The organism is Acinetobacter sp. 3657 (genome assembly GCF_031456775.1).
Lineage (GTDB): Bacteria > Pseudomonadota > Gammaproteobacteria > Pseudomonadales > Moraxellaceae > Acinetobacter.
Genome location: NZ_JAVDVH010000001.1, coordinates 471,575 through 485,220 on the forward strand (window position 1 = coordinate 471,575; position 13,646 = coordinate 485,220).

Here is a 13,646-nt window from a genome sequence, read left to right on the forward strand (position 1 = left end):
ATAGTTAATGTGTGATGCATAGAAAAAGCTGATCATTCGCCCTACACTGACTTATTTTAATTTATTGATTTTGTTATAAAAATATTTTTGTCATAAAATAGTCACAATCTCGTAGCATAGTGCATACGATTTCATAAATAGTTTATATCGAGAAGAGTCTAATGTCTTTAAGAGTTGGTATTGCTGCTTTCGGGTTATTATTCAGTGGTTCAGTCTTTTCAGCGGTTACGATCACTGCACCTGAAGAAATTGTGATTCTGGCTGTAAATGGTCAAGAAGTGAATTCAGGATTACTTCCTTCAAGTAAAAATAACTATCAAGTTGATGCAGGTGATTTAACGGTTAATGTTCGTTACCGTGAGTATTTTGAGCATTTAACTGGCGAGCATGACATTGTCAAATCTGGTGTGGTTACGATCCAAGCTCAAAACTTAAAGGATAATCAAAGCTATCGTTTAGCTCTGGTCAATGCACCAAAAGATTTTGAAGCTGCAAAAAAATATGCTGAACAGCCGACCGTTGCACTCTATGACCAAAATAAACAACTCGTCGTACAGCAAACGGGTGCAAATAATGAAGCGAAACCCTGGTTCTCGGGTAATAATTTATTAAGTCGTACTTTGGATTTGACCCAAAAAAATAAGAATAATACGGTAAATCAACCAGCACCAGTTACGGGTAAAACACAAGCAGCCGTTGCTAGCGCACCAGTCGCTGTAACTACTGCTGCTACAGTTGGCGCAGTGAAAACGACAGATCAACAATTGGTTGAGCTATGGCAGCAAGCATCTAAAGCGGAACGTCAAAAGTTTATGGCTTGGTTAGCTGGTCAAAGCAACTAACTTATCCATTGTTTTATAAAACCGATGTTATCATCGGTTTTTTATTGAGTGCCAGAAATAGAAATGTCTTTAAATATTAGAAAAGTAAAAAATGATGACTTAGAACAGCTTGTTGTATTAATTAATATCGCTTACCGAACCCAATCAAGTCGAAGTTGGACAACTGAAAAAGATTTTATTTGTGGGCAACGCATTACCCAACAGCAATTAAGTCAGGCATTGGAACAATCTCGATTTGAATTGTTCGTCGCTGAAAATGAGCTTGGGCATATTATTGCCTGTATAGGGTTAACCTTTGATAAAACGAGAGTTGAAATTGGCACCTTTGCGATAGATCCTACGGTGCAAAACTTAGGATATGGGCGTGAGATGCTTCATTTCGTAGAGGAATACGTGGAGGAGTATTATCATGCGGTTGCGAGTTTGATGATGTATGTATTGGATGTGCGCTCTGAACTTATTGCTTATTACCAGCGACGTGGATATCAAATGACTGGGCGAAAGGAGTCTTATCCGCTAGAGGCAGGTGTCGGGCAACCCCTTGTACCAACGCAATTGATTGAAATGAGAAAATTAATAAGCAGAAATATATCGGTAAAATCTTAATGAATTGAGCAGTTTGATTAAAAGCGCCGTGTTTGTAATTTCGTTGTAATGACAAAGTGTTGATATTGCGATGTGGGTGAGATGTTAATAAAACCTCAATGGGAATTCATATCGAAAAAAAAGGAAGTGAATCCACTTCCTCTTTTCATTTGATCTGTTGGGCGTCAATTACCGATCCAGATAAAGTAACCCAAAATCATTAATGGCCATGCGATATAAGGACTGAATAACCATTTCCACAACCAGAATCTTGGTATAAACCCAACGCCATGAATGAATCCACCTGAGATACCAATCATTACCAACATGAGTAAGCTATGATTATAGTGTCCGTTCGCATCAAGCATCAGTGATGGATGTACCAATAAAATAGCAGCAAGTGGCAATGCCAACAAAAACGAAACGGTCATTGCAAGCACTTGAGCTTTACTATTCTTCGGTGTTGCCATTGCTTTCGCCATTTTATTATTCCTCATCTAAATTTTGATGATGTTCGATATACAGTGCGCTGAGCACACCTGCGAAACATGCCATCAAAATGCCTAGAATCCACGCAAAATACCACATTTCACATCTCCTTGATTTAATACAAACTATGTGAGTTTTCTTCAATGTGTTTGTTGGTGATGACACCCCACATTTTGTAATAAGACCAAGAGGTATAAATCAAAATGAGAGGAACAAAAATACATGCAGCAACAGTCATCACACCGAGTGTTTTATGACTAGATACTGCATCCCACATGGTCAAGCTTGAAACAGGATCTATGTTTGATGGCAATAAGAATGGAAATAATGCAAAGCCCGCAGTTAAGATTGCACCGACAATCATTAAGCTCGTGCCAGTGAAACTCACAGCAGCTTTATGTTTGGTTGCACTGATGATCACCAATATTGCACCTAGAATTGCAGCAATAGGCGCGGCGATCGTCATTGGAAAAGTCGTATAGTTATTTAGCCAACCGTGATTGGCATTGGTCACAACTTCTTTTGCAAGTGGGTTTAACGCAACGTTGGTATCAACTGCAGTAGCGTAGCTAAAACCTTCAATATTTCCAAACCATAACCAAGCACCAGCCGCTAAGAAGCAAATAAGGAAGATAGTAGCCATGATCTGTGTCGCTTTAGCAGAGCGTTGATAGAGCGCTTCATCTGTTCGCAACATTAACCATGCACCGCCATGAGCACAGAGCATTGTTAGGCTTACAACACCACAAATGAGCGCAAATGGGTTGAGCAGTGCAAAGAAGCTTCCCGTGTATTGCGAGCGTAACGTGTCATCCAAACCGAAAGGTAAGCCCAGAAATAAATTTCCAAATGCAACACCAAACACAAGTGCAGGAACAGCACCACCGATACAAAGACCCCAATCCCAAGCGTTACGCCACTGGGTATTTTCTAATTTGGAGCGATAGTCAAATCCGACAGGTCGTAAAAAAAGCGCAAAGAGGACCAGTAGTAGTGCCCAATACATACCAGAGAAGGCAACGGCATAGACCATTGGCCATGCCGCAAACAGTGCACCACCAGCTGTAATAAACCAAACTTGGTTACCATCCCAGTGCGGTGCGATTGTGTTAATTGCGGCGCGACGTTCAGAATCAGTTTTACCTACAAATGGCATGAGTGCCATTGAACCCATGTCAAAACCATCGGTGAGGGCAAAGCCGATCAATAAGACACCAACCAATACCCACCAAATAATTTTTAGTAATTCATATTCGATCATGGTTGAGCCTCCACTGTTTCTGCTTCTAGTCTTTCATAGTGATATTTACCAGTGTGCAAAGAGCTTGGGCCTAGACGCGCAAACTTGATCATTAGGTACATTTCAATAATAAGCAGTACGGTATAGAACGCCGCAAGCGCAATAATTGATCCCCACACATCGCCAGCACTGACACTTGAAGCAGATAAATGGGTTGGTAAAATCTCACCAATAGACCATGGTTGACGACCACCTTCAGCCACATACCAACCTGTTTGCGCTGCGATCCATGGGAGTGGGAGCGAGAATAACGCAAATTTGAGCAACCAAGGTTTGTCTTCGGCATTGCGTTTAACAACCGCCCAAGTTGCTAAAAGGAAGAGTACGAGCATCAGGAAGCCAGAGGCGACCATGGCACGGAAAGAGAAGAAAAGTGCGGCTACGTTCGGAATGGTATCTTTGGTTGCAGCTTGAATGTGTGCTTCAGTCGCATCCACTACGTTTGGAGAATATTTCTTCAATAAAAGACCATAGCCTAAGTCTTTTTGATTTTTCTCAAATGATGCGAGTAACTCCGGAGAGCGATCACCCGCACGAAGTTTTTCTAACTCACTGTATGCCACCATACCATTGCGAATACGGACTTCATGTTCTTTCATCAAGTCATGTAAGCCAGTGACTTGTTTATCTGTTGATCGAGTTGCGATCAGCCCCATTGCATAAGGAATCTTAATCGCATAATCGGTACGCATTTCTTTTTGGTTAGGAATACCAAATAAGGTAAATGCAGCAGGTGCAGGTTCAGTGTGCCATTCTGCTTCAATTGCAGCGAGTTTGGTTTTTTGCACATCACCCAACTCATAACCTGATTCATCACCTAGTAAAATGACAGACAATGTTGATGCTAAACCGAAGATTGCTGCAATCGCAAAAGAACGACGTGCAAAGGGCAAGTCACGTTTTTTTAACAAGTAATAGCTTGAGATTGCGAGAACAAAGATCGCGCCAGTAACATAGCCAGCTGAAACGGTATGCACAAATTTGACTTGCGCAACTGGGTTGAATATCAATGCTCCGAAATCCACCAATTCCATTCGCATGGTTTCATAGTTAAATGCTGCACCGACTGGGTTTTGCATCCAAGCATTGGCAATTAGAATCCACAGAGCTGACATGTTTGAACCAATTGCAACCAGCCAAGTCACGCCTAAATGCTGAAATTTAGAGAGTCGATCCCAACCAAAAAAGAACAAACCAATAAAGGTTGATTCAAGGAAGAATGCCATTAAGCCTTCAATTGCGAGGGGTGCACCGAAGATATCGCCAACATAGTGCGAGTAATAAGCCCAGTTGGTACCAAACTGAAACTCCATGGTTAAACCAGTGGTGACACCCAAAGCGAAGTTAATCCCAAAGAGTTTTCCCCAAAACTTGGTCATGTCTTTATAAATTTCTTTGCCTGAAATCACATAGGTGGTTTCCATGATGGCCAGAATAAATGCGAGACCTAAAGTCAGCGGAACGAAAAGAAAGTGATACATCGCAGTCATTGCAAACTGGAACCGCGAAAGATCGACCACGCTTTCAGAAATCATCAACGTGTCTCCTGAGTGTTAGATGGATTGCCTGTAATACGCTCGGCAACTTGATTGTTAAAATCTTTTGGAATCGTTGGTGCATCAAACCAAATGTGTTTAATGACCAAGAGAAGGATTACTTTAATAATAAGAATGATCGTGATTTCTCGAATTAATCGCCGATTTTGATCATTTGAAATTATGTTCATAGAACTGCATTTCATATTAAACGGGAGATTCTTTTATTATTAATTAAAATGCATTGAAAATAAAATTTATGAGGTTTTGATGGGTTTGTTTTCATTAATTATGTTTTAAATCAATAATTTATATTTATTTTTATAATTAATTTTATTAACCAACTAAAATACTTTGTTTTCTGTATTTTAAATCCGACTAAATTACTTATAATTAAAAAATATAAATCAAATTAAAATGGTTGGTTTTAATTTGATTTAATCTATTTTAAAGTTGATTGAAATGGTATGAATTAAATATATATAATATTTACATGCAGTTGCGAATCTATAGCTTAAAATAAAGAAGATTTAGATTAAATAGTCATTAGAACCAAGTATTTTAGTCTGGATTTGTTAATGTAAATGCAATTCATTTCGTTTTTTGTTTTTTGCTCAAACTTGAATTTTAAGCGAGTAGGCGAGAGCATTATTTTTAAGTGACTTTATTGTAATTTTTTGTAAAAATACGGTCTAAACTCGAACTTAATCTGGGGTGAACAGTTTATTTGAAATCGATATTTTTTTTGCGAGATAATATGCATTGGATTTTTGGCTGATGAGGAGCACTTGGGATTGAAGTTCTAATTCACCATATTCTGGCTCAACTTGAACATAATAAAGTTGTCCGAATTCATCACGCACACGTGCTTGTGCAGAAAACCCGGGACGTGCATTCCCTGTGGAAATTGTAGCTAAACGGCCAACAAGGTTGGCGTGGGTCTGATTGACTTTTGGCTTGATCACTTGATCTAAGCAATGGATCATAAATACCGTAAAAAAAATGTCGATGATTAATGCAGGTATAAAGAGATAGTAAGGCGAAATGAAATAATGCTGAATAGCAAAGAAAGAAAGTTCGAGAAAATAACCCGCAAAACTAAAATTAATCAGTAAAAAAACAACGATTAGATATTTAGAAAATTTAACGTCTAATAACGGTGAGTTTAAAATCCATTCAGGTGTAAATTTTTTTACTAAAGAACTTGGTCGTAAACCAATCAGAATCCCAATCGTTTCTGCAATGCTGAGCAAAATTAAAGCAACCACGCTCATGTGAAATGGCATCAGGTAGTAATTAAAAAAAAACTCAGTCATCGCAGAATTCTAGCTTAGGTATCAATCAATGATATAAATACCACCATCGGAGTGGACTTCCAAGTTTACTTTTTCAAGGAAGTCACCCAGACATGGTCCAGAAATGCATTCGCCCGTTTCTACAGAAAACAATGCACCATGGGTAGAGCATTGAATATATTCACGATCTTGATCTAAAAACTGATTTTCTAAATACTCAAGCTCTGTTTGCAAATGCGGACAAACATTTTGATAGGCATAAAAGTTGCCATCTTTTTGAGTAACGAAAATGGTTGTTCCTTTTAAAGTATCGTATGCACGAGACTCACGTTCAGGGACTTCCTCAGTCATGCAAATCTTTTCCATGTTAAGCACATTCCTGTTGCGATGTTTTAAATTGCTCAAATAGTTTAGCGTAGTTATCGACAGCTAAACGAGGTCCAAATTGGGCAACAACTTCACTTGAAATTAAGATCGCGAGTTGAGCTGCGGCTTCTAAGCTTAAACCTGCATTGATTGCATATAAAAATGCACCTGCAAATGCATCACCAGCACCATTCGCATCTACGGCATCAACATGACGACCAGCGACATGGAACTGCTGTTCAGGATCGATAATCATTGCGCCGTTTGCACCTTGGGTAATAACGATATGTTGATTATTTGATTTTAATACGTCAATTGCATCATTAAGATTTTCTGTATTGGTAAACATCAATGCTTCTTGTTCGTTACAGAACAATAAGTCAACACCATCATCCAATAGTTCTTCTAAGCCTTGACGTGCGTATTGCACCATTGCAGGATCGGAAAGCGATAGTGCGATTTTAACGCCATGTGCTTTTGCTATTTCTCGCGCTTGTTTTACTGCCTTGCGTGCAGTATCACTGGTCGATAAATAGCCTTCGATATATAGCCATTTCGCCGTTTTTAATGGTTCAAAGTCGATTTGTTTAGCCGTTAATTCAGCGGTAATGCCGAGATAGGTGTGCATGGTGCGCTCAGAATCAGGGCTAATCAGTACCATACAAGTACCTGTTACGCCTTCACTGATGGATTGTATGGCTGTTTTGATGCCAGCGTCATTTAAACCTTTTAGGTAAATTGAGCCTAATTCATCATTCCCAACACGACATCCATAAAAAGCTGTACCACCTAATGCACTAAATGCAACTGTTGTATTGGCTGCTGAACCACCACTGGCTTGACCTTTATAAGTCTGTGTGTCTTGTAATTGTTGGTATAACGCCGCTTGCGCATCACCATCAGCCAACTGCATCGTACCTTTTTGCAATGCTTGTTGTGTTAAAAACTCATTTGAAATCTTAAATTCTTGGTCAATGAGTGCATTTCCAATTGCAAAAAGATCAACAGTTGCCATGTTTGTCATCACAGTAAAAATCAAAAACTAAAGTTTACACCAATGCTCAGGATTACTGTAGTTTGTTGAAAAAAATTCAGGTGTTGAATGAATTAGGATGAAAGAGAGGAATAAATGGTTAGATTGGATAAGTTAAGGATTGAAAAGGTTTTAGATTTACCAGTACAGCTAGATGCCCTCATTGAGTCTTCTAAAATTGAAGGTTTTAGGTTTTTAGAAAGGCTAAAGTATGATTTTCAAAATGGTGAAAATTGTTTTAATCAGTTGGGTGAAGCTTTATTCACTGTATATGAACAGAATCGTTTGATTGCCATTTGTGGGCTTAATCAGAATCCATATGATGACTATGATGTAAATAAAGTGGGGCGCATACGTCGTTTTTATATCCATCCACTTTATCGTCGAAAAGGTGTAGGGCATCATTTGTTATCGTATATCGAGCGATATGCACGGGCTTATTTTAATGAGCTGCAATTGTTTACTGATACTGAAAATGCAGCTAATTTTTATCAAATGATGGGGTATGAGAAGGTTGCTTTGCCTCATACGAGTTTTAGAAAGATTTTTATGTGACGATGTTTAGATTGCTCGCTGAATTTTTCTACAAATATAGAGTAATTTACATGGATATCCATAGGTATTCTTCGGTAGACTCTGTACTATCAATCGTCGTTATTTAAATAGATAAATTGGAGATCACATGACTGTAGATGTTTCTGAAAGCATTACTCAAACTATTCACCCTGCGTTTCAGCTATTACGTCAACACCATGTAGAAGCACTCGATATTCACGTTTCAGAATACAAACATAAAGTGACAGGTGCGGTTCATTACCATTTGGCAACGGATCATGATGAAAATGTATTTTTGGTTGCTTTTAGAACACAACCAATGGATTCAAAAGGTGCGGCACATATCCTAGAGCATACTGCTTTGTGTGGCTCTGAAAAGTTTCCTGTACGTGACCCATTCTTTTTAATGATTCGCCGTTCACTCAATACCTTTATGAATGCGTTTACTGCCGCGGATTGGACTGCATATCCATTTGCGACTCAGAATAAAAAAGACTTTCAAAACTTATTGTCAGTGTATTTGGATGCTGCATTTGCCGCGAATTTGAATCCTTTAGACTTTGCTCAAGAAGGTATTCGTATAGAGCTTGAAAATGATCAAGCTGTTTATAAAGGCGTGGTCTTCAATGAAATGAAAGGGGCAATGAGTTCTCCTACAGATCAGCTTTATCATCAACTTGCACATCATTTATTTCCAAAGACCACTTATCACTACAACTCTGGTGGTGATCCAAAAGATATTCCAGATTTAAGTTACGAGCAGCTCGTTGATTTTTATAAAACGCATTATCATCCGAGCAATGCCGTATTTATGACTTTTGGCAATCAAAGTGCTTATGACCTACAAGAGCAGTTTGAAAAATTAGCACTGCATAAGTTTTCTCATGGTACGACCCTATATTCAACACCTGAGCAACGTTTAGCAGCGCCAGTTGAAGTGACTGAAAGCTATGCGGTCGATAGTGAAGATTTAAAAGATAAAACCTATCATGTTATGTCATGGTTGTTGCCTGAAACCAGTGATATCAAACTCCGTTTAGGGATGCGTTTGGTTGAAGGGATTTTATTAGAAAACTCAGCTTCTCCATTACGTCATTACTTAGAAACCTGTGGTTATGCTCAATCAACTGGCCCAATCATGGGTGTAGATGATAGTAATTTTGAAATGACCTTTTATTGCGGCATTCAAGGTTCAAATGCTGAACATGCTGATACCTTTAAAAATGGCGTATTAGATATTCTAAAAGATGTTGCATCTAAACCGATAGATACAGATTTGGTTGATGCTATTCTTCATCAAATTGAATTGCATCAACGTGAAATCAATGGTGATGGTACACCTTATGGCTTAAGTTTGATCTTGAATGGTTTGGGTTGTGCGATTCATCACACGGATCCAATTCATGTTTGGGATGTAGATGCAGCGATTGAACAAGTGAAAGAAGAGTTGAAAGACCCAATGTGGTTATCCAACTTGATTCAAACGCATTTGTTAGATAATCCTCATCGTGTCCAAATGACACTAGTGCCTGATGCAACTAAATCTGTAAAAGAGCAAGAGGCTGAACAAGCACGTTTAGCTGAAATCACTGCAAATCTTACTGATGCTCAGAAAATTGAAATTCAAGAGAAAACTGAAGCGCTGAAAAAACGCCAAGATACGCCTGATAACTTAGAATTGCTGCCAAAAGTTGGTCTGGAAGATGTACCAGCAGATTTGCAGATCGTGCAGGGCCAATTGCGTGAAATTATCATTAATCGTTCAGATGTACCATTGAATCTATATCATGCTGGAACGAACGGGATTTATTATCAACAGGTACTCATTCAAGTGCCTGATGAAATCGTACAGTCACCTTATTTCAACTTGCTCTCTATTTTGATGGGTGAAGTTGGTGCTGGCGAATACGATTATCTCGAGTTCCAACAAATCCAAACCGCGGTGAGTGGCGGCTTAGGCATGGGTGCATCTTTGCGCAGTAAAGTCGATGATAAAGATCGTATCAGCGCTTGGTTGACTTTAACCACCAAATCACTCACGCAAAAATTAGATACGATCCAGCTATTAAAGTTAGCTTTTGAAAAACTACGTTTCGATGAGAAAGATCGTATAATTGAGTTATTGCAGCAACGCAAAACACGTTGGCAATCACGCTTGTCTGGTTCTGGTCACAGTTATGCAATGCAAGCTGCTTCACGTCAAATGAGTGCTTTGGCACGCCGTGATTATCATAATACAGGATTAGGTGCGTTAAATTGGCTCAGTGATTTAGTGGTGAAAATTGATCAAGATGACACAGCTTATCAAGCGTTGATTGAAGAATTAAAAGCCATTCATCGCCAACTTTTACAAGCGCCTAAGCAGTTCTTATTGGTATGTGAGGAACATCAGTCTGATCGTTTGGTTGAAGAAATCCAAAATGTTTGGGATAAATTAGAAGTTGATCAGACCCCTGTAACTTTAACCCAAGTTGAACAGGTGAATACCAATACGGACGAAGCATGGTTGATTCAAACCAATGTTCAGTTCTGTGCATCAGCTTATCAAGCTGTAGATGTGGCACACCCTGATGCTGCACCCTTAATGGTCTTGGCAGCGTACCTACGTAATGGATTCCTGCACAGCGCAATCCGTGAAAAAGGTGGGGCATACGGTGGTGGAGCGAGTTACGATGGCAATGCTTGTTCATTCCGTTTCTACAGCTATCGGGATCCACGTTTAGTTGAAACTTTTAATGATTTTGAAGCAAGCGTACAATGGTTATTCAATACGGAACAGCAATCATACCAACTCGAAGAAGCGATTTTAGGATTGGTTTCGAGTATGGATAAACCAGGTTCACCTGCTGGTGAAGCGATTACCGCTTGTTATTCATGGTTGCATGCTCGGACACCTACATTCCGTAAATTGTTACGTGAACGTCTACTCAATGTAACTTTCGATGATTTACAACGTGTAGCGAAACAATATTTGCTAGAGCAAACCCCAGTGAAAGCGGTGGTGGCGCCATTCTCTAAACGCGAAGAATTGCAGAAACTTGGTTTTGAGATTCAACAGGTCAATTAAAAAATAAAAACTGGAGATATGTATGGCGTTCAAATCTTTTGAGCGTCGTTATTTGGAGCTAGGTGTCCTTACGATACTTGGCTCTTTAACGACATCGTTGGCAAATGCTGAGGCGACAGCACCAACAAGCCCTGCGTCAGCAGAAGCGTGTGTGGCGTTGGCTTCAAATGCGGATCGACTCGCTTGTTATGATCGTCTGTTCAAAGCGCCAACGATTATTCAGCCACAAACACCAGTCGTTGAGCCTGTTCTTGCGGCAAGTCCAGTGATGGTTGAGCGTGAAAATGAACAGACTCAGCTTGAATCATTAAAAGATAAAGTGGTTCAAAAAGTCAGTGACTTGCATATCTTAGGTGCTGCGCCAAAGTTTGACCCGACTGTTTCTTTATTGGATCGTCGTTGGGAGCTTTCTGAAGAAAGTAAATTAGGCGTTTGGAATATTCGTGCTTATCAACCTGTTTATTTGCTGCCCGTGTTTTGGACCAGTAATAAAAACGAGTTTCCGAATAGCCCAAATCCACAAAACACGGTGGAAGATAAACAGGACTTAACGTCGGCAGAGGCGAAGTTCCAGATCTCATTAAAGACCAAAGCTTGGGAAAATATTTTCGGCAACAATGGTGATCTTTGGGTCGGTTATACCCAATCTTCACGTTGGCAGGTTTATAACTCGGAAGAGTCTAGACCATTTCGGGAGACCAATTATGAACCTGAAGCAAGCCTCATGTTTAGAACCAATTACAATGTGTTGGGTTTAAACGCACGCTTACTTGGTGTGACTTTAAATCATCAATCAAATGGTCGTTCTGATCCATTATCTCGTAGTTGGAATCGCGTGATTTTTAACTTCGGATTTGAAAAAGATAACTTTGCATTGATGCTACGTCCTTGGTACCGCGTCGAAGAAGATGCGAAAGACGATAATAATCCAGATATTAAGGATTATATTGGTCGTGGTGATTTAACTGCTTTTTATCGACATAAGCAAAATGATTTTTCTTTGATGTTACGCCATTCACTCAAGGGTGGAGATCGTTCAAATGGAGCTGTGCAGTTTGACTGGGCTTTTCCGATCAAAGATAAACTGCGTGGACATTTTCAGATTTTTGATGGTTATGGTGAGAGCTTGATTGATTATAATCATCGTGCAACTTATGTCGGATTGGGTGTGTCTTTGATGAACTTGTATTAAGTTAATTTAAGTCCATAAAAAAGCAGATGAAATCATCTGCTTTTTTTATTATCCAATTTGAATGTTGGCTGGAGGATGTTTTAAACGGCTCTTCTTCGGTGTTGCAATTAAATAGGCCAAAGTCAGTGGCCCAAGCCGCCCTGTAAACATGAGTAAGCACAGCATTAAAAGGCTACCGTCATGTAGTTCGCCCGTCACGCCTCTGGAAAGTCCTACAGTACACGCGGCAGATAATACCTCAAACATTAGATCTAGAACATCTAACTCAGGTTCTAAGATGAGTATAGTAAAGCCACCTATAAAAATTAACATGCCTGTAATCGATGCCACAGCAAGTGCTTTATAAGTACTTTCATGTGAAATTGCGTGATTAAAGATGCGGATTTCGTCATTCCGCCTCAGGAAAGCGACAACACATAACACCAAGATGACAAACGTTCCAACTTTGATACCGCCTGCGGTACTGAGTGAACCGCCACCAATGAACATAAGTAACATGGTCAATAGTGTTGTGCTGTTATTCATCGAGCCTGTATCAAGTGTATTGAAGCCTGAAGAACGTGGGACAGTGGCTTGAAACCAAGAGTTGACGGCTTGCTCTCCCAAGCTCATATGGCCCAAAGTCATAGGGTTACGTGCTTCAAGTAACCAAATGGCGATAAAAGCAATAATATTAATAATGACGATTGTACTGATTACCAATTTACTGTTTGGACTGAGTTTGCGCCATTTTTTATTCTGTTTAATATCCATCAATACCAAAAAGCCAATCCCGCCTAAGATATAGAGAATACTAATGGTGATACAAATGAAATAGTTGCCGTAAAAGTTAGTAAGACCGTTATCGAATAAAGAAAAACCAGCATTGTTAAAGGCCGATATACTATAAAAAATAGAGTAATAAATACCTTTGGGAATACCATAAAGTGGAATAAATGTCGTGGCCAATAATATCGCGCCAATCAATTCAAAGAAAAGCGTATACGCAACAACGCCTTTCGCAATAAACGTCACTTTAGATAAGCTAGTTTGTCCCAGACTTTCTTGGGCCATCATTTGTTGTCGCAATCCGACTTTGGGAGATAAACTAAGTGCAGCCAATATCGCAAAAGTCATAAACCCAAGCCCACCAGACTGGATCATGAGTAGAATAATCATTTGCCCAAAATGAGTATAGGACTCGCCAATATTGACAACAGATAACCCTGTAATGGTCACAGCGGAAGTTGCTGTAAAAAACGCATCCATCCAAGAAACTTGTCCTGTATGCGCGAAAGGAAGTTTGAGTAGAATCGTCCCAATCACAATAAAGCTTAAGAAACCAATCGCGAGTAAGGAGGGAGGACTCAGATTAAAAATCTTTTGTGCCTTAGTGTTCGTTGTCATA

At 39.5% G+C, this 13,646-nt stretch carries 14 protein-coding genes; 5 read left to right on the forward strand and 9 right to left on the reverse strand.

Annotated features, from left to right (window positions below; all coding sequences use genetic code 11):
- The first annotated feature begins 161 nt into the window (after positions 1-161).
- Positions 162-842: a DUF2057 family protein gene (locus tag J2Y37_RS02150; protein ID WP_349031693.1), complete on the forward strand. Its 681-nt coding sequence runs from the start codon at positions 162-164 to the stop codon at positions 840-842.
- A gap of 48 nt (positions 843-890) precedes the next feature.
- Entirely contained in the window at positions 891-1,448 is a 558-nt protein-coding gene (locus J2Y37_RS02155; RefSeq protein WP_349031694.1) for a GNAT family N-acetyltransferase, read from the forward strand.
- Positions 1,449-1,612: 164 nt separating this feature from the next.
- Here J2Y37_RS02155 and J2Y37_RS02160 read toward each other — a convergent pair whose 3' ends face one another.
- The 8 genes from J2Y37_RS02160 to J2Y37_RS02195 form a co-directional block, all read right to left on the reverse strand.
- Positions 1,613-1,909 (reverse strand): cyd operon YbgE family protein, encoded by a 297-nt coding sequence (locus tag J2Y37_RS02160; RefSeq protein WP_241322513.1) that lies wholly within the window; start codon positions 1,907-1,909, stop codon positions 1,613-1,615.
- Positions 1,910-1,913: 4 nt separating this feature from the next.
- Positions 1,914-2,015, reverse strand: a complete 102-nt coding sequence (gene cydX / locus J2Y37_RS02165) for a cytochrome bd-I oxidase subunit CydX (RefSeq protein ID WP_000270276.1) — start codon at positions 2,013-2,015, stop codon at positions 1,914-1,916.
- Between the two features lie 16 nt (positions 2,016-2,031).
- On the reverse strand, positions 2,032-3,177 hold the full coding sequence (gene cydB, locus J2Y37_RS02170) for a cytochrome d ubiquinol oxidase subunit II (RefSeq protein ID WP_349031695.1): 1,146 nt from the start codon (positions 3,175-3,177) through the stop codon (positions 2,032-2,034).
- Positions 3,174-4,751, reverse strand: coding sequence for a cytochrome ubiquinol oxidase subunit I (locus tag J2Y37_RS02175; RefSeq protein WP_349031696.1), 1,578 nt, complete (start codon positions 4,749-4,751; stop codon positions 3,174-3,176). The genes cydB and J2Y37_RS02175 overlap by 4 nt, the downstream gene beginning before the upstream one ends.
- Positions 4,751-4,942 (reverse strand): cytochrome oxidase putative small subunit CydP, encoded by a 192-nt coding sequence (cydP, locus tag J2Y37_RS02180; protein ID WP_241322510.1) that lies wholly within the window; start codon positions 4,940-4,942, stop codon positions 4,751-4,753. The genes J2Y37_RS02175 and cydP overlap by 1 nt, the downstream gene beginning before the upstream one ends.
- 513 nt (positions 4,943-5,455) lie before the next feature.
- Entirely contained in the window at positions 5,456-6,067 is a 612-nt protein-coding gene (locus J2Y37_RS02185; RefSeq protein WP_004671317.1) for an OB-fold-containig protein, read from the reverse strand.
- Between the two features lie 21 nt (positions 6,068-6,088).
- Complete coding sequence (locus J2Y37_RS02190; protein WP_121930323.1) at positions 6,089-6,397, reverse strand: Rieske (2Fe-2S) protein; 309 nt, start codon at positions 6,395-6,397, stop codon at positions 6,089-6,091.
- 16 nt (positions 6,398-6,413) lie between these two features.
- Positions 6,414-7,427 carry an adenosine kinase gene (locus tag J2Y37_RS02195; RefSeq protein WP_349031697.1) on the reverse strand — a complete coding sequence of 338 codons (1,014 nt, stop codon included), beginning with the start codon at positions 7,425-7,427 and terminating at the stop codon, positions 6,414-6,416.
- 114 nt (positions 7,428-7,541) lie between these two features.
- On the opposite strand from J2Y37_RS02195, the gene J2Y37_RS02200 reads away from it, so the two are divergent.
- The 3 genes from J2Y37_RS02200 (at position 7,542) to J2Y37_RS02210 (ending at position 12,259) form a co-directional block, all read left to right on the forward strand.
- Entirely contained in the window at positions 7,542-8,000 is a 459-nt protein-coding gene (locus J2Y37_RS02200) for a GNAT family N-acetyltransferase (protein WP_349031698.1), read from the forward strand.
- A gap of 127 nt (positions 8,001-8,127) precedes the next feature.
- Positions 8,128-11,067 (forward strand): insulinase family protein, encoded by a 2,940-nt coding sequence (locus tag J2Y37_RS02205; RefSeq protein WP_349031699.1) that lies wholly within the window; start codon positions 8,128-8,130, stop codon positions 11,065-11,067.
- Between the two features lie 22 nt (positions 11,068-11,089).
- The gene (locus J2Y37_RS02210; protein ID WP_349031700.1) at positions 11,090-12,259 is read left to right on the forward strand and encodes a phospholipase A; all 1,170 of its coding nucleotides are present in this window, start codon (positions 11,090-11,092) and stop codon (positions 12,257-12,259) included.
- Positions 12,260-12,307: 48 nt separating this feature from the next.
- On the opposite strand, the gene J2Y37_RS02215 is transcribed toward J2Y37_RS02210, so the two are convergent.
- Complete coding sequence (locus J2Y37_RS02215; RefSeq protein WP_004671308.1) at positions 12,308-13,645, reverse strand: TrkH family potassium uptake protein; 1,338 nt, start codon at positions 13,643-13,645, stop codon at positions 12,308-12,310.
- Position 13,646 lies beyond the last annotated feature (1 nt).

What these genes read in the sequence shown, in the direction of transcription:
- J2Y37_RS02195 (WP_349031697.1), bottom strand. Translation starts at nt 7,427, where the DNA reads ATGGCAACTGTTGATCTTTTTGCAATTGGAAATGCACTCATTGACCAA.
- J2Y37_RS02185 (WP_004671317.1), bottom strand. Translation starts at nt 6,067, where the DNA reads ATGACTGAGTTTTTTTTTAATTACTACCTGATGCCATTTCACATGAGC.
- J2Y37_RS02190 (WP_121930323.1), bottom strand. Translation starts at nt 6,397, where the DNA reads ATGACTGAGGAAGTCCCTGAACGTGAGTCTCGTGCATACGATACTTTA.
- J2Y37_RS02215 (WP_004671308.1), bottom strand. Translation starts at nt 13,645, where the DNA reads ATGACAACGAACACTAAGGCACAAAAGATTTTTAATCTGAGTCCTCCC.
- J2Y37_RS02175 (WP_349031696.1), bottom strand. Translation starts at nt 4,751, where the DNA reads ATGATTTCTGAAAGCGTGGTCGATCTTTCGCGGTTCCAGTTTGCAATG.
- J2Y37_RS02160 (WP_241322513.1), bottom strand. Translation starts at nt 1,909, where the DNA reads ATGGCGAAAGCAATGGCAACACCGAAGAATAGTAAAGCTCAAGTGCTT.
- J2Y37_RS02200 (WP_349031698.1), top strand. Translation starts at nt 7,542, where the DNA reads ATGGTTAGATTGGATAAGTTAAGGATTGAAAAGGTTTTAGATTTACCA.
- cydP (WP_241322510.1), bottom strand. Translation starts at nt 4,942, where the DNA reads ATGAACATAATTTCAAATGATCAAAATCGGCGATTAATTCGAGAAATC.
- J2Y37_RS02210 (WP_349031700.1), top strand. Translation starts at nt 11,090, where the DNA reads ATGGCGTTCAAATCTTTTGAGCGTCGTTATTTGGAGCTAGGTGTCCTT.
- J2Y37_RS02205 (WP_349031699.1), top strand. Translation starts at nt 8,128, where the DNA reads ATGACTGTAGATGTTTCTGAAAGCATTACTCAAACTATTCACCCTGCG.
- cydX (WP_000270276.1), bottom strand. Translation starts at nt 2,015, where the DNA reads ATGTGGTATTTTGCGTGGATTCTAGGCATTTTGATGGCATGTTTCGCA.
- J2Y37_RS02150 (WP_349031693.1), top strand. Translation starts at nt 162, where the DNA reads ATGTCTTTAAGAGTTGGTATTGCTGCTTTCGGGTTATTATTCAGTGGT.
- cydB (WP_349031695.1), bottom strand. Translation starts at nt 3,177, where the DNA reads ATGATCGAATATGAATTACTAAAAATTATTTGGTGGGTATTGGTTGGT.